Origin of the sequence: Sandarakinorhabdus sp. DWP1-3-1 (assembly GCF_049896705.1) — a bacterium.
In the GTDB taxonomy this organism is placed as follows: Bacteria; Pseudomonadota; Alphaproteobacteria; order Sphingomonadales; family Sphingomonadaceae; genus Sandarakinorhabdus.
Genome location: NZ_JAFCUV010000002.1, coordinates 83,988 through 103,069 on the forward strand (window position 1 = coordinate 83,988; position 19,082 = coordinate 103,069).

The window sequence follows — 19,082 nt, forward strand, 5'->3', positions numbered from 1 at the left end:
GCGCGCCCTTCCCGCCCAAGCGACGATGGACTATTGCCGGACATGAAACTGCTGTCAAAGATTTGTCCGGACAACATTGTTGCAATGCAGCCAAAAGACGGCAACATTGCCGCAGGGGGCCTGGGGACGGGTCGGCCGGCCTTGTGGGAGGACCATGGTATGACGCGTACTGCAACCGTGATGCCCGGAAGCCTGCGGGCGGGCCGCCGGGCCGCCTTGCTGGCGTGTGCGATGATCGGCACGGTCGCCCAGGCCCAGGACGCCGCACCGGCGCCCGCCACCACGGCCCAGGCGCCGGACGACAGCACGCTGTCCGAAATCGTCGTCACCGCGCAGCGGCGCAGTGAATCGGTGCAGAATGTCCCGATCGCGGTCAGCGCCTTTTCGGCCGACCTGTTGTCGGCACGCGGCATCGCGACGCCGCTGCAGCTGATCCAGTATGTCCCCAACCTGTTCGGATCGAACAACACCGGGCTCGGGTCCGCCAACGCCTATTACATCCGCGGCCTCGGCAATACCGAGACCATCGCCACCTTCGATCCGCCGGTCGGCACCTATGTCGACGACATCTACATGTCGCGGCAGAACGGCAATAATTTCGCCTTTTTCGACATCGACCGCATCGAGGTGCTGCGCGGGCCGCAGGGCACGCTGTTCGGCCGCAACACCACCGGCGGCGCCGTCAACGTGCTGCTGAAGCGCCCGTCGGACGAGGTCGGCGGCTTTCTGGAGGCGGCCTATGGCGCCTATGACAAGAAACTGATCCGCGGCTCCATCGACCTGCCGCTGTCACAGGCCATCCAGATCAAGCTGTCGGGCTATTTCCAGGACGACGACGGCTATGTGCAGAACACCACGACGGGTGAACGGCTGAACGACAGCGACCTCGCCGGCATCCGCGGCGCCGTGCAGCTCAAATTCAGCGAGCGGCTGACCTGGAATGTCGCCGCCGCCTACATGCGCAACGACGGCGAAAACATCATTAACTATGATTGCGACCCGCGGAACCCGTCGAACTGCGGCGGACGTTTCGCCACCACCGGCCTCGTCACCCGCTATGCGCCGGGCACCATCAGCCCGTTCGTCGGCCTGGGCGTGTCGGGCCGCAAGGCCGGCTATGGCCTCGGCAACGAGGTCGACACGACGATGTACACGTCGAACCTCGAATGGGCCGGCGACAACCTGACGCTCAACATCATCACCGGCCTCATCGACCTGAAGCAACAGTACCTGCTCGATTTCGCCGACGGCCGCGGCCTGCCCAACGTGGCGGTGCCCGAAACCCCGGTCCGCGGCTATCCGTCGGGCGGTTTCGACATCCTCAACGACGGCTCGCACCGGCAGTTCACTCAGGAAGTGAAGGTCAACGGCAAGCTGTTCGGCGGCGTCATCGATTATGTCGGCGGCTTCTTCTACTTCCATGAAGAGAACCGCACCGATTTCGCCGACATCCTCAACCTGGGGCCGATCCTCGGCATTCCCGGCAATGTCGGCTTCCCGGCGGTGCTCGCCGACCGGACCTTGCGCAACACCACCAACGCCTATGCCGGCTATCTGCAGGTCGACGCCAATGTCACCGAACAGATCAAGCTGACCGCCGGCGTGCGCTATACCGACGAGAAGAAGAACCTCGGCATCAGCGACAATCGCGCGGCGTGCATCGCCAACCTCACTCCCAACTGCCTCGACAGCCGCAACCTCGCCGTCAACCTCCCGTCGGGACGGCTGGCGATCCCGCTCGAACAGCGGACCAAGCAGTGGACGCCGCGCTTTGCCGTCAACTTCCAGCCGAACAAGGACATGCTGTTCTTTGCCAGCGCGACCAACGGCTTCAAGTCGGGCGGCTGGAACGCACGCGGTTCGGCGCCCAACACGCTGCTGCCGTTCGATCCCGAGAAAGTCTGGAGCTATGAACTGGGCGCCAAGACCGAGCTGTTCGACCGGCGGCTGCGCGTCAACGTCACCGGATTCTGGCTGGAAACCAAGGCCCTGCAGACACCATCGGCGTTCATCGACCCGGTCAGCGGCGCCGCCACCTTCATCACCCAGAACTTCGCCGACTATCGCAACCGGGGCGTGGAACTGGAGATCACGGCGGTGCCGGTGCGCGGCCTGACGGTCTATGCCAACGTCGGCTACCAGAACGACAAGTACAAGGTCAGCGACACGCTGCTGCCGAACCGGTACGGCGTGAAGGCGGTTCGCCAGCAGCAGATCGACTGCCTGGCGCAACTGGCGCAGGGCCGCATCCCGCTCGGCCCGACCGGCCCCAACAACGCCCCCGATTGCGCCGCCGGCATCATCGATGCCAACGGCAACATCGCCAAGCCGGTGCGCACGCCCGACGTCAGCGTGTCGTTCGGCGGTTCCTACGACTTCCCGATCCCGTCGGCGGGCATCATCCTGACGCCGTCGGTCAATGCCCTGTACCGGTCGAGCCTCGAAACCGGCACCGCCGGCGGCACCATCTACACCGGCAGCATCACCGCCCCCAGCGGCGCCGTCTATCCGTCGAACCCGTTCAGCGGTGAGGTCATCGCCGGATCGCTGACCAAGGCCTATTGGCAGGTCGGCGCGGCGCTGACGATGCGCACCGACGACAACAACTGGACGCTCAGCCTCGAATGCGAGAACTGCTTCGACAAGGCATTCGTGCAGTCGAGCCTGGTGAACTTCAACTATCTGTCGCCGCCAAGGACGTGGCAGGTAAGAGCGAAGCGGGTGTTCTAGGCGCAGCGCGGCGGTGAGGAAGTCACGATTTGCTGAGCAAAATCTGGCTTCGACACGGACGCGCGCCAGCCCGGCCGGCGGGGCGGCCGGGATCCCCGGCCGAACCCGTCCGACGCAGGCATGGGCTTTGCCCATGCCCTTGCTGGAGAGCTGAAACGACCATGACCTGCGTCCACCCCTTGATCCGACCGCGGCGCTAGCATGTCCGAATTCCGCAAGGGCGGCCCCATCCTCTTCGCCGCCATGATCGGCGTCGGCTGCGGCGCCTCCCCCATCCCGTTCAACGTGCTGCCCGCCGTCATCGGCCCGATGCATGCCGAGCTCGGCTGGTCGTTCCTCGACATCAGCCTCGGCATCACCGTCTTCGGCATCATCGCGTCGCTGCTGGCGCCGGTCTATGGCGCCGCCGCCGACAAATGGGGGGTCCGACCGGTCGCCATCGGTTCGCTGCTGGCCTTTGCCGCGACCTTTTCGCTGTTCGCGCTGATGCCGCCATCGAAACCGGCCTGGTACGCGCTATGGGCGCTGGTCGGCATCGTCGGCATCGGCTCGACGCCGGTCACCTGGAGCCGCGCCGTCAACATGTGGTTCGTGAAAAACCGCGGCCTGGCGCTCGGCATCATGCTGCTCGGCACCTCGCTGGCCGGCATCCTCGTGCCGCAGATCGCGCAACGTGCCATCGCCGGCCAGTTCATCGGCAGCGGCTGGCGCGGCGCCTTCCCGACGCTGGCGCTGCTGCCGCTGCTGCTGGCGACGCCGCTGGCGCTGTGGCTGTTCCGCGAGCCGACGGTGGCCGAACGGCCCGCGGGCATCAGCGACGCCGCCGGCAATCTGACCGGGATGACCGCGGGCGAAGCCATCCGCGGCTATCGCTTTTGGGTGATCTGGGCATCGATCGCCGTCGTCGCGCTGGCCTATGGCGGCGTCTTCATCAACATGATCCAGATCGCCGGGCTACACGGCTTTACCGCGGCGGAGGGCGCGACGGTGATGAGCGTGATGGCGGTCGGTATCCTCGCCGGCCGGGTCATCACGGGGCTGTTGTTCGATCGCTTCTGGGCGCCGGCGGTGCTGGTGCCGATCCTGCTCGGGCCCGCGCTGGCGTGCTGGTTGCTGATGGGCAGCACCGGCACGCTGGGCGTGCTGATGGCGGGCGCACTGCTGCTCGGCTTTGCCGCGGGGGCGGAAAGCGACCTCATCGCCTATCTCGCCGGGCGCTATTTCGGCATGGCCAACTACGGCCGCATCTATGGCCTGCTCTACATGCCGTTCGGGCTCGGCTCGGCGATTTCGCCGGCGATCTATGCCCGCGTCCGCGATGTCACCGGCAATTACGATGCGATGCTGGCGGTGGCGATCGGCCTGTTTGCGCTCGGCGGCCTGCTGCCGCTGACGCTCGGCCGCTATCCGGTGTTCGGGGGCCCGGCGCGATGACCGACCTCTACGCCGCCGTCGCCATGCAGCTGACCGCGCGGTCGGTGGCGGACCTGCCCGATCGCGCCGCCACCAGCGCGGCGATGCTGGCGCAGATCGACACGGTCGCGGCGCAGATCCTGCAGGCCAAGGTCTTTATCGAGCAATATGGCGGCAGCCCGCTGCGGCTGGCGGTCCTGCCCGAATATCTGTTCACCTCCTACCCTGGCCGCATCACCATCCCCGATTTCGCCGCCCGGGCCGCCATCGCCGCCGATGGCCCCGAATATGCCGCACTCGGCACCGTGGCGCAGCGGCTCGGGCTGTATATCGCCACCAACGCCTATGAGACCGACCCGCATTTCCCCGGGCTGTACTTCCAGGCGAGCGTCATCGTGGCGCCGTCGGGGGATGTCGTGCTGCGCTATCGCCGGCTGAATTCGATGTACGCGCCGACGCCGCACGATGTCTGGCGCAAATATCTCGACATCTACGGCCTCGATGGCGTGTTCCCGGTCGCCGACACCGACATCGGCCGGCTGGCGGCAATCGCGTCGGAGGAGATACTGTACCCGGAAATCGCCCGCGCCCTGGCGCTGCGCGGGGCGGAGGTTTTCGTCCATTCCTCATCCGAAATCGGCTCCCCGGCGCTCACCCACAAGCAGCTGGCCCGGCGGGCGCGGGCGCTGGAGAACCTGGCTTATGTGGTCAGCGCCAACACGGCGGGCATCAGCGGCACGGCGATGCCGCTGGCCTCGGCCGACGGCAATTCGGCGCTGGTCGACTGGAAGGGCAATGTGCTCGCCGAATCGAACAGTGGGGAGACGTTCACCGCATTCGGAGACATCGATATCGTGGCGCTGCGCCGGGCGCGGCGCAAGCCGGGCATGACCAATTACCTGTCGCGCCAGCGGCTGGAGCTGTTCGCCGCGGCCTATGCGGGCAGCGTCCAGCCAGCCGATGCGTTGGGGACAGGCGACATTCCCGACCGCGACCATTTCAAGCGCGTGCAGGACGCGGTAATCTCGCGCCTCGACGCAGCCGGGCTGATCTGAGGACCGAACATGGCGATCCACGACGATATCCCGCCGCCCTATTCGATGGTCGGCACCCATGGCGTGTTCCCCCGGGCGACGCACGACGAGCGCGCGCGGTTCAACTTCCTCGCCAATCTCAACAAGCATGTCGCCGGCACGCTCGGCCCCGGCAACAAGCTGGCCTGGGAGCGGCGGGCCCAGCCGAAATTCGTCGCCGAGCAGGGCCGCGAGCCGGCCGATCGCTTCGAGGTGCGGCGCGCGATGAACGCCGACCCCTATCACCGCTTCTGGTCGGCGCTGAAGCGCAACAACATGGAAATGCGCCAGCAGAACGGCCGCTCGCTCGTGCTGCGCCAGCTCGACGACCTCGACGAACGCGCGCGCATCGCCAGCGGCAATGGCGACGGGCTGGAACTCGACCCTGCCATCACCATCCCGCGCTACCAGCGCGCCGTCGACACCCATTGCATGCCCGGCAGCTATTTCGGCGAGGAACGGCCGGGCGATGTCTCTGCCGGCGCCAATTACGACTGCGGCATCTTCGTCACCACCGGCGGCGGCATGGGCGCGCTGTCGGACGGCGGCGGCCAGGCCATCGCCAAATGGGCGAAGGAAAACCGCCCCGGCTGGCAGCCGCGGCGCATCCTCGATATCGGCGTCACCGTCGGCCACAGCGCCGTCCCGATGGCAGAAGCGTTTCCGGATGCGGAGGTCATCGCCATCGACACGGTGGCGCCGGTGCTGCGCTACGGCCACGCCCGGGCGCGGTCGCTCGGCGTCGACAACATCCGCTTCGTCCAGGCCAATGGCGAGGATCTGTCGCGCTGGCCGGACGGGTATTTCGACTGGGTGCAGACGACGATGTTCCTGCACGAAACCTCGGGGCAGGCGCTGCCGCGCATCATCGCCGAGGCGGCGCGGGTGCTGGCGCCCGGCGGCCTGATGCTCCACCTCGAACAGCCGCAATACACGCCCGACATGCCGCTGTTCGAACAGTTCATGCGCGACTGGGACGCCTTCAACAACAACGAGCCGTTCTGGTCGGCGATGCACGCCTATGACATGCACGACGTGCTCGCCGCCGCCGGCCTGCCGCGCGACAGCCAGTTCGAAGCGAAAGTCCGCGCCGTCGTCGACGAGACGATCTTTCCGCCATCGGTCGAAGGCGACGCCGAGGATTTTGGACGCGCCGCCGTCTGGCACGCCTATGGCGCCTGGAAACCCGACGCATGACCGACATCGACTGGATCGCCCGCGCCGGTGCCAGGGCCAAGGGCGCCCGGCCCAGATATTTCGAGGACCCGGCCACCGATCGCCTGCTGTCGATCGTCATGGCGCTGGCCGGCGAGGTGGCGGTGGTCAAGGAACGGCTCGACACCGTCGAACGCCTGCTCGACGCCAGGGGGACGATCAGCCGCGCCGATATCGAGGCCTATGCCCCCGACCGCGACGCCGGCCACGAACGCGGGCTGATGCACCGCGAATTCGCCGCGCGCATCCTTCGCGGCGTGCAGCAAGACATGGAAAGTCTCGAAATGGCCGAATCTTCGGTCGAAGACGTGTCGAAGCAGTTGCGCGACAGCTAAGTTCGGCTAAGCATCTGGGTAGCCAAGAAGGGGCTGCCGCACTGGTCGGCCTCATGCGCGTCGTAAGAGGGGAGATCCATGGCAGAAGCAGCAAAGCCCGCGGGCAAGAAGATGGATGCATTGCAGAAGCCGTTGACACCGTCGCCGGAACTGGCAGCGATCGTCGGCAAGGACATGCTGCCGCGCGGCCAGGTGGTCAGCAAGGTCTGGGAATACATCAAGAAGCATGACCTGCAGAAGCCGACCGACAAGCGGCAGATCGTGGCCGACGAGAAGCTGAAGAAGGTCTTCGGCGTCGACGAATGCTCGATGTTCGAAATGAACAAGCATCTGGCGCGCCATCTGAAATAGCATTTTCGGCCTGGGGTCCGCCCCGGCCGTCAGCACCGATCCGCAGCCGGCCGGTCCCGCCATTGGACCGCGCCGGCTGTGTGGTTTTCGGCGATGGGCACGATGATGTCGGCTTGTCCCGGCATGGTCGCCAGCAGGTGCCGCGACAGCCGCTCGAAATGCTGGATGAAGCGGTCGAGCGCTGTATCGTCCATGCCGAGCCCCTGTGCCCGCAGCGGCATTTCCTGCTGGCGGCGCCAGCCCGAGACCACCCCGAAATCGGGTGCCAGCAGCGCCACCAGCAGGTCGATCGGCCCGAACAGCCGGGCATAATCGCCACCAAGCGCGGCGTTGACCGCCCGCCGCCAGGTCGAATCCGGGTCTTCCATCGATTCCAGCGCGTTGACCGGCGACCTTAACGTCGATTCCGGCTGGGGTGTTGCACCGATGCACCAGCCTTCGAACAGCAGCACGTCGACGGGCGCCATGACGCTCGGCAGCGTCGCCACCGGGGCGTCGCGGCCCTTGTCGAAACGCGGCACCGTGACCGGACCGTGGCCCATCAGCAGCGCCGCGATAGTCCGCTGCCCCATCGCCACGTCATGGGTACCGGGAACGCCGCGGGTGGCGAACAGCGGATGCACCGTCGCCGCGAGCCGGGCGCGCGCAGCCTTCGACAGGTAAAGATCATCGAGCGACAGCGTCACCGCCGACAGGCCGTGCCCCGCCAGCAACCGTTCAAGGAACAGGCAGGCGGTCGACTTGCCGCTGCCCTGGACGCCGTTGATGCCGATCAGCACCGGCCGCCCCAGCCGCCGGCGCAACGCCGCGATGTCGGCGGCGAGCGGCGTCCAGACGCCGGTGATCGTGTCGGCATAGCTGCCCGGCAGCCCCTCGCGCGCCAGCAGCGCGGCGAGATCGGGCGTGATGGTCAGGCCGCCGCCCGCTCCGCCGGGGCATGCAAACGCAGCCGCTTCACCATGCGCGGGTCGCCGTCGATGACTTCGAAGCGCCAGCCGCTCGGGTGATCGACGATCTCGCCCAGCGCCGGCACCCGCCCGGCGAGCATGAATACCATGCCGCCCAGCGTATCGACCTCGTCGCCGATCTCGTCGTCGGCAAAGCTGGTCTGCAGCTCCTCCTCCAGCTCCTCGAGCGGCAGCCGGGCATCGGCCTCCCACAGCCGGTCGTTGATCGCCTGCAGCAGCGCCGCCTCGTCCTCGTCGTGCTCGTCCTCGATATCGCCGACGATCTCCTCGACCAGGTCCTCGATGGTCACCAGCCCGTCGGTGCCGCCATATTCGTCGACGATCATCGCCATGTGCGTGCGCCCGGCGCGCATGCGGGCGAGCAGGTCGACGATGCGCATCGACGCCGGCACGAACAGCACCGGCCGCAGCAGCGGCTCGACGGGCAAATTCTCGAAGCGCTTCGACGATACCGCATCGTCGAAGGTCTCGGCGATATGGGCGTAGATATCCTTGATATGTGCCATGCCGATGATGTGGTCGCGGTCGCCGCGGAACACCGGCACGCGGCTGTGCCCGGCCTCCTTGAACAGCGCCACCAGCGCCGGAAAGCCGTCGGCAATGTCGAACACCACCATGTCGCTGCGCGGCACGCCGATGTCGCCGGCCTCGCGCTCGCCGAAGTGCAGCATGTTCTTCAACATGGCGCGCTCGACCGGCGACAGGTCGTCGCGCGCCGCGCCGTCGTCGTCATGCTCGTCTATCGCCTCTTCCAGGCTTTCGCGCAGGCTCGGCTCGTGATCGCTGCCGGTGATCAGCAGGCGCAGGCCGCGCCACAATCGCGTCGCGAAATCGTCGCTGCTACTGTCGGGTTCGGGCATCGCCGTCAGGCCTCAGCCGGCATAGGGGTCGGCGAGGCCGAGCGCGGCGCAGGCCGCCGATTCAAGCGCTTCCATGGCATTCGCCTGCATCTCGCCGGTTTCATGGTCGTAACCTAGCAGGTGCAGCGTGCCGTGGACAATCAGATGTTGGGCATAGTCGGGCATTGCCCAGCCCTTCTCAACCGCTTCGCGCGCACAGGTTTCGGCCGCCAGCACGATGTCGCCGAGCAGCACCTCGCCATCATCGCTGTTGGCCAGCCCGTCGAGCAGATCGGCCTGCACCATCGGAAAGCTCAGCACGTTCGTCGGTTTGTCCTTCTGCCGATAATGGTTGTTGAGCGTGTGCACCTCGGCATCATCGGTCAGCCTGACGCTGGTTTCGATGTTGAGCGCGCGGGTGGCGAAGTCGCCATGCGGCGTCTGCGCCAGCGCCGCGGCGACGGCGGCGGCGGCCAGCGCTTCCCAGTCCGCCGCCGGCCATTGCGGCGAGGCGACTTCGGTTTCGGTGGTCAGCATGGCCGGCCGGGAAGGTCATGCATCCTGGGGCGGGCCTTCATAGGCATCGACGATCCGGCCGACGATCGGGTGGCGGACGACTTCACGGCTGCTGAATCGCAGCGTCGAGATGCCCTCGATGCCGTCGAGGCGCTTGACCGCATCGGCCAGCCCCGACGACCCCGGGTTGGGCAGGTCGACCTGGTTGGGATCGCCGCAGACGACCATGCGGCTGCGTTCGCCGAAGCGGGTCAGGAACATCTTCATCTGCAACGGCGTGGTATTCTGCGCCTCGTCGAGGATGATGAAGGCATTGGCCAAAGTGCGGCCACGCATGAAGGCCAGCGGCGCGATCTCGATCTCGCCCGACGCCAGCCGGCGCTCGACCTGTTCGGCGGGCAGCATGTCGTAAAGCGCGTCGTAGAGCGGCCGCAGATACGGATCGACCTTGTCCTTCATGTCGCCGGGCAGGAAGCCGAGCCGCTCGCCGGCCTCCACCGCCGGGCGTGACAGCACCAGCCGATCGACCGAGCCGGCGATGAGCTGGCTGACTGCCTGTGCCACGGCGAGATAGGTCTTGCCGGTGCCGGCGGGGCCCAATGCGAAGATGATGCTGTCACGCGCCAGCGCCTCGATATAGCGCACTTGCGTCGGGCTGCGCGCCGCGATGGTCTTGCGGCGGGTGCGGATGACGGCGGTGTTGGCGAGCCCCGAATCGGCGCTGACCAGGCCGACCAGCGACGGATCGGCAGCAATGGCGACGGCGCCGACGACATCGGCGGCGTCGATCTTCTCGCCATGGGCGAGGCGGTTGTAGAGCCCGGTCAGCACGTCACGGGCGCGGGCGGCGGCATCGGCCTCGCCCTCCACCTGCACCTTGTTGCCGCGCGCCGAGATATAGACGCCGAGCTGGCCCTCCAGCGCGATCAGATTCTGGTCGAATTCGCCGAACAGCGGCCCCAGCAGATAGGCCTTTTCGAATTCGATCTCGAGCCGGACGCGGTCGCTGGCGGCGACGGAGGAGCGTTGCGGCTTTTTCGACATCAGGCGGCTGTTCTTTCTGCTGGCGTGAAAAGGGGAACGGCTTCAACGCTGTTGGGCTGCCCGGCGGTGATCTCGACCGCGATCAGGTCGCCGATTTTCGCGCCGGGGATCTCGACGACCGCCGATTGCAGCCAGGGGGTCTTGCCGATCAATTGCCCGGGCTTGCGGCCGGGGCGTTCGAGCAGGATCTCGGTGCGGCGGCCGACGCTGGCCTTGTTGAAGTCATGGGCGCCTGCCGTGATCGCCGCCTGCAACCGGGCAAGGCGCTCCTCCTTCACCGGTTCGGGCACCTGGTCCGGCATGAGCGCCGCCGGCGTGCCGGGGCGGATCGAATATTTGAAGCTGTAGGCCTGGGCATAGCCGACCTCCGCGACGATGCGCAGCGTGTCGGCGAAATCGGCCTCGGTCTCGCCCGGGAAACCGACGATGAAATCGCCCGACAGCGCGATATCGGGGCGGACGCTGCGCAGTTCCGCCAGCGTCGCCAGATAGGATTCGCGGGTATGGGCGCGATTCATCGCCTTCAGGACCTGGCTGCTGCCCGACTGCACCGGCAGATGGAGATAGGGCATCAGCTTGGGGATATCGCGATGCGCCTCGATCAACGCCCGTGTCATGTCGCGCGGGTGCGAGGTCGTGTAGCGGATGCGCTGCAGGCCGGGGATCTCGGCGAGGCGCGCGATCAGCAGCGGCAGGCTGTCGGTACCCGCGGCGCCGCCGTCATAGGCGTTCACATTCTGCCCGATCAGCGTGATCTCGACCGCGCCGGCGGCGACCAGCGCCTCGGCCTCCGCGACCAGGTCGGCCTGCGGGCGCGAAGTCTCACCGCCGCGGGTGTAGGGCACCACGCAGAAAGTACAGAATTTGTCACAGCCTTCCTGCACGGTCAGGAAGGCGCTGGCGCCCTGGTGGCGACGGGCGGGCAGATGCGCGAACTTCGGGATCGCAGGCATGTCGGTATCGATGGCCCGGCCCCAGCGCGCGCCGCGGGCATCTTCCGGAATGGCGGCGGCCTGTTTCAGCAGCTCAGGCAGGTTGTGATAGGCGAGCGGCCCGACGATGACATCGACGGCGGGCGCGCGGCGGCCGATCTCGGCGCCTTCGGCCTGGGCGACGCAGCCGGCGGCGACGATGACCGGGCGGCTGCCGTCGGCGCGCGGCTTTTTCAGCCGGCCGATGTCGGAATACAGCTTCTCGGCGGCTTTCTCGCGGATATGGCAGGTGTTGAGCACGACGATATCGGCGCCGTCCGGACTGTCGACGGCGACATGGCCCTCCGCGGCGAGCAGGTCGCCCATGCGTTCCGAATCATAGACATTCATCTGGCAGCCGAAGGATTTGACGTGGTAGCGTGACACTGGCTGCGGCGACTCCGGCGATGATGGACCGTCATAGCCTGTGCCGCCGTCGGGGTCATCCCCATTGGTGGCGCTGCTCAGGCGCGTTAGGATGCCGCCATGCACCTGCTCCACGCCGCCGACATGCCCGCCGCGCCGACCATCAGCTTCGACCAGTTCCTCGCCGTCGACATCCGCGTCGGCCGCATCATCGCCGCCGAAGCCTTTCCGGAAGCGCGCAAGCCGGCGCTGAAGCTGACCATCGATTTCGGCCCGGGTATCGGCATCAAGCGGTCATCGGCGCAGATCACCGAACATTATGCGGCGGAGACACTGCCCGGGCGCCTGGTGGCGGCCGTCGTCAACTTCCCGCCCCGCCAGATCGGCAAGTTCATGTCCGAGGTGCTGACGCTCGGCTTTCCCGATGCCGACGGCGCCGTGGTGCTGTTCGCGCCGGACCGCGACGTGCCGATCGGCGGGCGGCTGTTTTAAGTTGCAGCGGTGCAGGCGGTACATCTGCTTCCGCCCACTTGCGGACATCCGACCCAGGATTATGCTACGTTGATGCCGACAGCCGAAGAGAACTCCCCGCCCTATAACGATGCTGACTGTTACGGCTTTGTGCTTACAGGCCTGTTCGGGTTGATCGACGACGCAGAGGCTTCGGAGTGCGACCCTACGGGCATCGCGCTTCTACGCCAAGCGCGCGACTTGTTCTGGGCCGAGTTCCAGAGGCGACATCCGGGCGCTTGGGATGAAAAGCAGACAGGTAGCTAGCCACCCATTGCGGACTTTTCTCTCCCGCTTGCGACATATCCGACTTCGCCGAGCGTGTGAGAGTGTCTCTTCTGTGTCGGCGCGCGGGGACACCCTCACCCGGCGCGCTGGTGCGCGTCTCGCCTCTCCCGCAGGCGGGAGAGGAAGGGGGCTATCCCCGCATCAGCTTCCGATACCCTTGCGCGATCACCGTCTCGCAATGCCGCGACAGCGCCTTCCTGTTGGCGAAGTCCCCCGCCCGTACCGGCGGGTGGAAGATGATTTCCGCCCGCACCCGGCCCAGCGCCATGAACGCCATCGCGTGCGGTATCAGCTCGGTATCGCCGATCCAGGCGAGATCGGGCAGGCGTTCGCGCGTCACCGGCATGTTGTTGACGCGGGTATAGGCGATCGTCACCGGCTGGACGATGCGATCGGGGGCGCCATCGGTAACGGCGAACAGCGCCGATTTGAACGGCAGCACGCCGACCCCGTCGCTGTTGGTGCCTTCGGGAAACAGGATGATGTTGTCGCCGGCCGCCAGCCGCTCCGCAATCGCGTCGCGCTGCTCGCCCGTCGTCGTCCTCCGGGTGCGCTCGACATAGACGGTGCGCGCCAGCGTCGCCAGCCAGCCGACGACACCCCAGCCGGCGACATCCGCCTTGGCCACGAACGCCGCCCTGATGCGGGCGCCGAGCACCGGCACATCGGCCCAGGACACATGGTTCGACACGAACAGCACGCCGCGTTCACGCGACGCCCGGCCGTGGTTGGTGATGCGAATGCCCAGCGAGCGTGACAGGCCGCGGTGAAACGCCATGCGCAACCGCGCCTTGTCACGGCCCGCCAGGCGGCGCAGCATCAGTTCGGCGGGCACCAGCAGCGTGGCGGTGGTCAGCGCGCCGGCGATCCCCTTGGTGGGGCCCAGGCGCTGGAAGCGCGGTGCGCGGGCCCGGTCGGCGGGGGCGTCGGTCACCACCGGTGCCGGCTCATTCGCCGGGCTTCACCTTCACGCCGTACAATTCCATGCGATGGTCGACGAGGCGAAAGCCCAGCCGCGCCGCGATGCGGGCCTGCAATTCCTCGAGTTCGGCATCGTGGAATTCGATGACATTGCCGCTTTCGACGTCGATCAGGTGATCGTGGTGCTCGTCCTGCACGGTTTCATAGCGCGAGCGGCCGCCCTGGAATTCGTGGCGCTCGATGATGCCCGATTCCTCGAACAGCTTGACGGTGCGATAGACGGTGGCGATCGAAATCCGCGGGTCGACCGCGGCGACGCGGCGGTGCAGCGCCTCCACATCGGGATGGTCGTCGACCGCACTCAACACCCGGGCGATGACCCGCCGCTGCTCGGTGATGCGCAGTCCCTTTTTGAGGCACAAGGCCTCGACATCGATGGAAGCGCCCATGGCCTACCTTTCCTGCCGCCCGCCTTCAGATAGGCGGGCGGAGGAATGCGGGCAAGCCGGGCCATCCCACGACCCGGCAAGACCCGACAAGGTCTAGGCGACGACCTTGCGCGGCCGGCCGCGGGGCTTGCCGCCGACCTTGGCGATGCGCTTGGTGCCGAGCCCGATCGACTTGGCAAGGCTGCGGCGCTGCTCGGCATAGTTGGGGGCAACCATCGGATAATCCGCAGGCAGACCCCATTTGGCGCGATACTGGTCCGGCGTCATGCCATAGCGCGTCATCAAGTGACGCTTCAGCATCTTCAGCTTCTTGCCGTCTTCCAGGCAGATAATATAGTCCGGCTTGATCGAAGCCCGCACCGAAACCGCCGGTTCCTGGCGGATTACGGGTGCTTCTGCCGGCGAACCGAGCTTCGCCAGTGTCGAATAGACGCTTTCGATGACGCCGGGGACATCGCCCGGGGCAACGCTATTGTTGGCGAAATGCGACGACACGATATCGGCTGTCAGCGCCAGCAACTCGTTATGGACCTGTGAACTCTCCGTCATATTTTTTTATCCTTGACCCGTTGCGGAAACCTCCTCCGCAATGGTGGCCATGACGACAGTTTGACACAAATGCAAGTGGCGCAATTGATCAGGTCAAATCATCCAGTCGCCGTCGCATTGTAATCGCTGCATAGCGGTCACCCGAAGACCCGGCGTAATAGTCGGCACGTCGCCCGACATCGATGAAGCCTATCCGACGATATAGCTCTCGTGCCGGCAGGTTGTTTTCGCGGACTTCAAGAAAAACATCCGATGCGCCGCGACGAAGGGCATCGTTACAAGCCGCTTCCAAAAGCATCCGCCCGAATCCGCGCCCGCGATATTCGGGCCGCACCGCGATCAGCAGCAATTCGACTTCGGGTCCCGCGGCGCGCGACAGGGTAAACCCGGCGGTGAAACTGTCGCGATCCAGCGCCTGACGCGCGAAACTGCCGGTCTGGCCAAGCGATCCGCCCAGCTGCAGCGCCGACCAGGCTTCACCGTACAGCGGATCGAAGCTGGCGCGCATGACGTTCATCAGCGCGTCGAGGTGGCGTGCGTCGGCGTGGGCGACGACGGGTCCGGCCAAGGTGCTCATAGCGGCAATCCCATGGCGGCTGTTTAGGTCGGGAACGTCACAGCGGCAACACGGCATCGGGAGGCCGGACATACAGCGCTTGCGGTGCGACATCGCGGGCATGCGCCGGCAGGTACAGCGCGAACGCCATGTCGGGCTGGCCATGGTGGATCGCCGTCGCCGGGGCCATGGCGCCGGCGGTGGCGCCGGCTGCCGCCGCGGCTTCGTCGGGGGTCACGGTGGCGATGGCACCGGCGTCGAAATTCGCGTCGATCGCCTGGCGCAACACCTGGCCCCGTCCGGCGTCGAGCAGCACTGTCACCGCCGCCAGCCCCGGCGCCTCAGCAAAGGCCCGCACCGCGACCAGCGCCGCGCCGGTGCAGCCGGTCACCGGCACGCCCCAGGCGAGGCCGAGCGCCCGCGCCGCGGCGATGCCGATGCGGATGCCGGTAAAGCTGCCCGGCCCGATATCGACGATGATCGCATCGGCACGGCCGTCGCCCATCAGCGTGGCGATGGCCGGCATCAATGCTTCGGCATGGCCGCGGCCGATGATGTCGTGGCGATGGGCCGTCAGGACACCGTCATCGAACAGCGCCAGCGACAGCGCCGGGGAGGCGGTGGACAGCGCGAGGATCTTCACAGGATGGTGGCGGCCTCCTCGAAGGCCAGGCGCGGCAGTCGCGGGAACAGGCCCTCACCATTGCCCCTGCCGATCGAGCAGATGAAATTGGTCTCGACATCGGTGCCGGCCCAGAATTGCGCATCGACCGCCGCCTTGTCGAACCCCGACATCGGCCCGGTGTCCCAGCCCAGCGCCCTCGCGGCGATGATCAGATAGGCACCCTGCAGCGACGAATTGCGGAACGCCGTCTCGCGCGCCAGCGTCTCGCTGCCGGTGAACCAGCTGCGGGCGTCGGCATGCGGAAACAACTGCGGCAGCTTATCGTAGAATTTGGTGTCGAACCCGATGATGGCGGCGACCGGCGCCGCCAGCACCTTCGCGCGATTGGTCTCGCTGACACATTCGACAAGTTTCGTCCGGGCGTCGGCGGAGGTCACGAAGATGAACCGCGCCGGCGAGGCGTTGGCGGACGTCGGCCCCATCTTCACCAGGTCGTACAGCGCCCGCAGATCGCCTTCGGTGACCGGCTGCCCGGTCCAGCCATATTGCGTCCGCGCCTCCCGGAAAATCAGGTCGAGCGCTTGGTCGTCGAGCGGCATGCCGGGCATGATGGTCCCTTGGTTCAGGTCAGATGGCGCGGACGTCGGTCACTTCCGGCACGTAATATTTCAGCAGCGATTCGATACCCATTTTCAGCGTCGCCGTCGATGACGGGCAGCCGGCGCAGGCGCCCTGCATCTCGAGGAACACGGTGCCGCGGTTGAAGCCGCGATAGACGATGTCGCCGCCGTCACCCGCGACTTGGGGGCGAATACGCGTGTCGATCAGCTCGTTGATCTGGGCGACGATCTCGGCATCTTCCGGGTCGTCGTTGATGACCGGGCCGGTCGCGGTGGTGGTGAACAGCGGTGCGCCCGAGCTGAAATGATCGACCAGCACGCCGAGCACCTGCGGCTTCAGCGCGGTCCAGTCGGCCGCCCCTTCCGCCTTGGTCACGCTGATGAAATCGCTGCCGAAGAACACGCCCGACACATCGCCCAGGCTGAACAGCGCGCTGGCCAGCGGCGACGCCTCGGCCGCTTCCGGCGTGGCGAAATCGCTCGTCGTGCCGTCGGTGACGCTGCGGCCGGGCCGGAACATCAGCGTGGCGGGATTGGGGGTGCGCTCGGTTTCGATGAACATCTGGGCCTCGATGGTCGGGGATCTATGGCCTCGATGTGGCGGGTCGACGACGGGGAATCAAGCCGAAAGACGATGAACTTCGTCCGATTTCCCTCAGGACGCGTTCGATCAGGTCAGGGATTCGAGCCGTTCGCGCTCCAGCCCGCCCGGCACGATCATCACGACGCACGGCAGCTGCCCGGCACGCTCGCCGGTAAAGAAGCTGATCAAAGGCCCCGGTGCCCCCCGCGACGCGGCGCCGAGCACCAGCGCGCGCACCGTCGGATCGCCGCGCACATGGTCGAGCAACGCCGGCGCCGCCTCGCCTTCGAGGATCAGCGTCGCCGGCCGCGTGCCCGCCAGCGCCTCGGCCTCGTCGGCAAGCGATTCCAGAAGCGCGGTCGCCTCCTCCTGCGCCTCGGCCGCCATGGCTTCCTGCACGGCGCCCCATTGCATGAATTCGGCCGGCGCGATGACATGGACCAGCGTCACCCGCGCCCCGACATGGCCGGCCCGCAGCGCTGCAAAGCGCAGCGCGACGCGGCTTTCGTCACTCTGGTCGATGACGACCAGATAGTTGGGGGCGGTTTCCATCGCCGACAGGCTACAGCCAAACCCCGGCAGGGCAAAGCTCTCGCGGATCATCATTGCCGCAGCCGGCCCCGCCGCGATATCATGCGGCCATCGGGAGCCCGGCGATGACGACAGCAGCCAACAAGACCCAGGCCACCGGCAACGACGTCGGGGATTTCATCGCCGCCATCCCCGACCCCGTGCAGGCCGCCGACACGCGCGTGCTGTGCGACCTGATGCAGCGCCTGTCGGGCGAACCGCCGGTCATGTGGGGGCCATCAATCATCGGCTTCGGCCGCTATCGCTACCGCTATGACAGCGGCCGCGAGGGCGAGATGTGCCGCGTCGGCTTTTCACCCCGCAAGGGCCAGTTCGCGTTCTACCTGTCCGGCGACCACGGCGCCGCCCTGGCGCGGCTGGGACGGCACAAGACCGCCACATCCTGTTTTTATGTCCGCCGGCTCGCCGACATCGACCTGGCCGTGCTGGAGGCCATTGTCGCCGCCTCGCTCGCCCATATGGCGCAGGCCTATCCGCCCGCGGCCTGATCGGGCGTCGTGCCGGGCTGCCACGCGGCATCGTCGGCAAAACGGATCGCCGGGGCGATATGGTGGGCGCCCGCGGCGTCGGTGACGACCAGCCCCGACCGCGCCAGCCCATCGGCGAGATCGCGCACCGGGGCGAAGGCAACGTCGCGGCCGGCGAACCAGGCCACCCATTCGGCCTGCGTCCGCGTCGCGAAGGTTTCCGCCAGGAACGCCCGCAGCGGCGCCTGCGCCGGCCCGGCCTCGGCTTCCGCCAGCGGCAGCAGGTCGAGGCGACCGAGATCGCCGAGCAGCGTGCGGGCGAACTTCGGCTCGCGCCCGCACAGCACGACATGGCGGCCATCGGCACAAGCATAGACATTGTAGAACGCCGCCCCGCCCAGCGAGCGCTGCTCCGCCGATCGCGGCGCCGGACCGCCGGTCACGGCCAGCCCCGCGACATGCGCCGTCCAGGGCAGCAGCGTGTCACGCATCGCGATGTCGACAAAGTCCCCCCGCCCGGTCCGCGCCCGGCCGATCAGCGCCATCAGCACCGCCGCCAGCCCGGTCAGCCCGGCGCTCATGTCCGCTGCGGCGACACCCGGCACCACCGGCGTGCCGTCGGGGCCGTCGTTGAGCGCCAGCAGCCCCGTTTCGGCCCAGATGCCGAGGTCGTGCGCCGGGTGATCGGCCATCGGGTCCGTCTGTCCGAACGCCGAGATCGAGCAATAGACGATCCCCGGATGCCGCGCCGCGACGCCGGCATAATCGAACCCCAGCCGCGCCATGACGCCGGGGCGAAACCCCTCCACCAGCACATCGGCGCCGGCGATCAGCTCCCACAGCGCCGCCACGCCTGCCGGCGTCTTCAGGTCCAGCATCACCGCCGTCTTGCCGCGGTTGAGGTTGCGGAACCAGATGCTGTGCCCGGCCTCATACGGGCCCTGGTGACGCGCCGGATCGCCCGCCGGCGGCTCCACCTTCACCACTGTCGCGCCCTGGTCGGCCATCATCACCGTCAGCATCGGCCCGGGCAGGAACTGCGACAGGTCGATGACGCGGATGCCCGCCAGCTTGCCGGTCATGCGGTAACCCCTTCGCTCAA

General features: G+C 67.2%; 22 protein-coding genes. 8 read left to right on the forward strand and 14 right to left on the reverse strand.

The features are described 5' to 3' along the window. The first annotated feature begins 159 nt into the window (after window positions 1-159). The 6 genes from ACP7AI_RS09740 (at window position 160) to ACP7AI_RS09765 (ending at window position 7,117) form a co-directional block, all read left to right on the forward strand. Window positions 160-2,730 (forward strand): TonB-dependent receptor, encoded by a 2,571-nt coding sequence (locus tag ACP7AI_RS09740; RefSeq protein WP_426166782.1) that lies wholly within the window; start codon window positions 160-162, stop codon window positions 2,728-2,730. A gap of 201 nt (window positions 2,731-2,931) precedes the next feature. Beyond that, the gene (locus tag ACP7AI_RS09745; RefSeq protein ID WP_426166784.1) at window positions 2,932-4,164 is read left to right on the forward strand and encodes an MFS transporter; all 1,233 of its coding nucleotides are present in this window, start codon (window positions 2,932-2,934) and stop codon (window positions 4,162-4,164) included. After that, a complete protein-coding gene (locus ACP7AI_RS09750) occupies window positions 4,161-5,198 on the forward strand; it encodes a nitrilase-related carbon-nitrogen hydrolase (RefSeq protein ID WP_426166786.1) in 1,038 nt (345 codons plus the stop codon). Before ACP7AI_RS09745 ends, ACP7AI_RS09750 begins: the two co-directional genes overlap by 4 nt. A gap of 9 nt (window positions 5,199-5,207) precedes the next feature. Continuing rightward, complete coding sequence (locus ACP7AI_RS09755) at window positions 5,208-6,413, forward strand: class I SAM-dependent methyltransferase (protein ID WP_426166788.1); 1,206 nt, start codon at window positions 5,208-5,210, stop codon at window positions 6,411-6,413. After that, window positions 6,410-6,766, forward strand: a complete 357-nt coding sequence (locus ACP7AI_RS09760) for a hypothetical protein (RefSeq protein ID WP_426166790.1) — start codon at window positions 6,410-6,412, stop codon at window positions 6,764-6,766. The genes ACP7AI_RS09755 and ACP7AI_RS09760 overlap by 4 nt, the downstream gene beginning before the upstream one ends. A 78-nt stretch (window positions 6,767-6,844) precedes the next feature. After that, entirely contained in the window at window positions 6,845-7,117 is a 273-nt protein-coding gene (locus ACP7AI_RS09765; RefSeq protein ID WP_426166792.1) for an SWIB/MDM2 domain-containing protein, read from the forward strand. 29 nt (window positions 7,118-7,146) lie between these two features. Here the strand turns inward: ACP7AI_RS09765 and ACP7AI_RS09770 are convergent, their stop codons facing one another. From ACP7AI_RS09770 to miaB, 5 genes are all read right to left on the reverse strand, one after another. Beyond that, a complete protein-coding gene (locus tag ACP7AI_RS09770) occupies window positions 7,147-7,896 on the reverse strand; it encodes a kinase (RefSeq protein ID WP_426166794.1) in 750 nt (249 codons plus the stop codon). A gap of 131 nt (window positions 7,897-8,027) precedes the next feature. Then, window positions 8,028-8,945: a hemolysin family protein gene (locus ACP7AI_RS09775; protein WP_426166796.1), complete on the reverse strand. Its 918-nt coding sequence runs from the start codon at window positions 8,943-8,945 to the stop codon at window positions 8,028-8,030. Window positions 8,946-8,957: 12 nt separating this feature from the next. Further along, the gene (ybeY, locus tag ACP7AI_RS09780; protein ID WP_426166798.1) at window positions 8,958-9,461 is read right to left on the reverse strand and encodes an rRNA maturation RNase YbeY; all 504 of its coding nucleotides are present in this window, start codon (window positions 9,459-9,461) and stop codon (window positions 8,958-8,960) included. Window positions 9,462-9,476: 15 nt separating this feature from the next. After that, on the reverse strand, window positions 9,477-10,484 hold the full coding sequence (locus ACP7AI_RS09785; protein ID WP_426166800.1) for a PhoH family protein: 1,008 nt from the start codon (window positions 10,482-10,484) through the stop codon (window positions 9,477-9,479). After that, complete coding sequence (miaB, locus tag ACP7AI_RS09790) at window positions 10,484-11,842, reverse strand: tRNA (N6-isopentenyl adenosine(37)-C2)-methylthiotransferase MiaB (protein WP_426166802.1); 1,359 nt, start codon at window positions 11,840-11,842, stop codon at window positions 10,484-10,486. Before miaB ends, ACP7AI_RS09785 begins: the two co-directional genes overlap by 1 nt. A gap of 99 nt (window positions 11,843-11,941) precedes the next feature. On the opposite strand from miaB, the gene ACP7AI_RS09795 reads away from it, so the two are divergent. Continuing rightward, window positions 11,942-12,313, forward strand: coding sequence for a tRNA-binding protein (locus ACP7AI_RS09795; protein ID WP_426166804.1), 372 nt, complete (start codon window positions 11,942-11,944; stop codon window positions 12,311-12,313). Between the two features lie 436 nt (window positions 12,314-12,749). Here ACP7AI_RS09795 and ACP7AI_RS09800 read toward each other — a convergent pair whose 3' ends face one another. The 8 genes from ACP7AI_RS09800 to ACP7AI_RS09835 all read right to left on the reverse strand — a co-directional run bounded on the left by ACP7AI_RS09800 (window position 12,750) and on the right by ACP7AI_RS09835 (window position 17,528). Next, entirely contained in the window at window positions 12,750-13,553 is an 804-nt protein-coding gene (locus tag ACP7AI_RS09800; protein ID WP_426166806.1) for a lysophospholipid acyltransferase family protein, read from the reverse strand. A gap of 13 nt (window positions 13,554-13,566) precedes the next feature. Then, on the reverse strand, window positions 13,567-13,989 hold the full coding sequence (locus ACP7AI_RS09805) for a Fur family transcriptional regulator (protein ID WP_426166808.1): 423 nt from the start codon (window positions 13,987-13,989) through the stop codon (window positions 13,567-13,569). A 93-nt stretch (window positions 13,990-14,082) separates the two neighbouring features. Next, window positions 14,083-14,538: a MucR family transcriptional regulator gene (locus tag ACP7AI_RS09810; protein ID WP_426166810.1), complete on the reverse strand. Its 456-nt coding sequence runs from the start codon at window positions 14,536-14,538 to the stop codon at window positions 14,083-14,085. An 88-nt stretch (window positions 14,539-14,626) separates the two neighbouring features. Next, window positions 14,627-15,217, reverse strand: a complete 591-nt coding sequence (locus tag ACP7AI_RS09815; RefSeq protein ID WP_426166812.1) for a GNAT family N-acetyltransferase — start codon at window positions 15,215-15,217, stop codon at window positions 14,627-14,629. Then, entirely contained in the window at window positions 15,153-15,737 is a 585-nt protein-coding gene (tsaB, locus tag ACP7AI_RS09820) for a tRNA (adenosine(37)-N6)-threonylcarbamoyltransferase complex dimerization subunit type 1 TsaB (protein ID WP_426166814.1), read from the reverse strand. Before tsaB ends, ACP7AI_RS09815 begins: the two co-directional genes overlap by 65 nt. Then, window positions 15,734-16,327, reverse strand: coding sequence for a malonic semialdehyde reductase (locus ACP7AI_RS09825; protein WP_426166816.1), 594 nt, complete (start codon window positions 16,325-16,327; stop codon window positions 15,734-15,736). Before ACP7AI_RS09825 ends, tsaB begins: the two co-directional genes overlap by 4 nt. Before the next feature lie 19 nt (window positions 16,328-16,346). Beyond that, on the reverse strand, window positions 16,347-16,901 hold the full coding sequence (locus ACP7AI_RS09830) for a NifU family protein (protein ID WP_426166818.1): 555 nt from the start codon (window positions 16,899-16,901) through the stop codon (window positions 16,347-16,349). Window positions 16,902-17,009: 108 nt separating this feature from the next. Next, entirely contained in the window at window positions 17,010-17,528 is a 519-nt protein-coding gene (locus ACP7AI_RS09835; RefSeq protein ID WP_426166820.1) for a universal stress protein, read from the reverse strand. A gap of 50 nt (window positions 17,529-17,578) precedes the next feature. Here ACP7AI_RS09835 and ACP7AI_RS09840 point away from each other — a divergent pair, with 50 nt between their 5' ends. Then, a complete protein-coding gene (locus ACP7AI_RS09840; protein ID WP_426166822.1) occupies window positions 17,579-18,001 on the forward strand; it encodes a DUF1801 domain-containing protein in 423 nt (140 codons plus the stop codon). Here ACP7AI_RS09840 and ACP7AI_RS09845 read toward each other — a convergent pair. Further along, the gene (locus ACP7AI_RS09845; protein WP_426166824.1) at window positions 17,983-19,062 is read right to left on the reverse strand and encodes a CaiB/BaiF CoA transferase family protein; all 1,080 of its coding nucleotides are present in this window, start codon (window positions 19,060-19,062) and stop codon (window positions 17,983-17,985) included. The genes ACP7AI_RS09840 and ACP7AI_RS09845 overlap by 19 nt on opposite strands. Window positions 19,063-19,082 lie beyond the last annotated feature (20 nt).